We start from the raw sequence: 543 nt of genomic DNA, 5'->3' as shown, positions 1-543 counted from the left end.
GAGCTGAGCCCCGTCGACAACGACCCAATCGAACTGGTGGCTGACGACAGACCCGTCGACGTCGAAGTCGACAACGATGTGATCGAGCTGTTCGCCGACGACAAGCCCGTCGAAGTCGAGGTCGACAGCGAAGTGATCGAGCTATTCGCCGACGACAGGCCGGTCGATGTCGAGGTAGACAGCGAAGTCACCGAACTGTTCGTCGAGCTGAGCCCCGTCGACAACGAACCAATTGAACTGGTGGCTGACGACAGCCCCGTCGACGTGGAGGTTGACAACGAAGTAATCGAGCTGTTCGCCGACGACAGGCCCGTCGAGGTCGAGGTCGACAACGACGTCACCGAACTGTTCGTCGAGCTGAGTCCCGTCGACGTCGAAGTCGACAACGAAGTAATCGAGCTATTCGCCGAAGACAGGCCCGTCGACGTCGAGGTCGACAACGACGTCACCGAACTATTCGTCGAGCTAAGCCCTGTCGACAACGAACCAATTGAGCTGGTGGCTGACGACAGCCCCGTCGACGCGGAGGTCGACAACGACGTG

General features: G+C 59.7%; 1 protein-coding gene. It reads left to right on the top strand.

Translation table 11 applies throughout. The annotated features are described in order from the left end of the window. The coding region (locus tag G3N99_RS41545) for a hypothetical protein (RefSeq protein ID WP_206125350.1) at positions 1–543 on the top strand (543 nt) is incomplete at both ends.

The sequence above is a fragment of the Burkholderia sp. Ac-20392 genome (assembly GCF_017104585.1).
GTDB classification, from domain to species: Bacteria; Pseudomonadota; Gammaproteobacteria; order Burkholderiales; family Burkholderiaceae; genus Burkholderia; species Burkholderia lata.
This window is presented reverse-complemented; position numbering and strand designations above follow the sequence as displayed.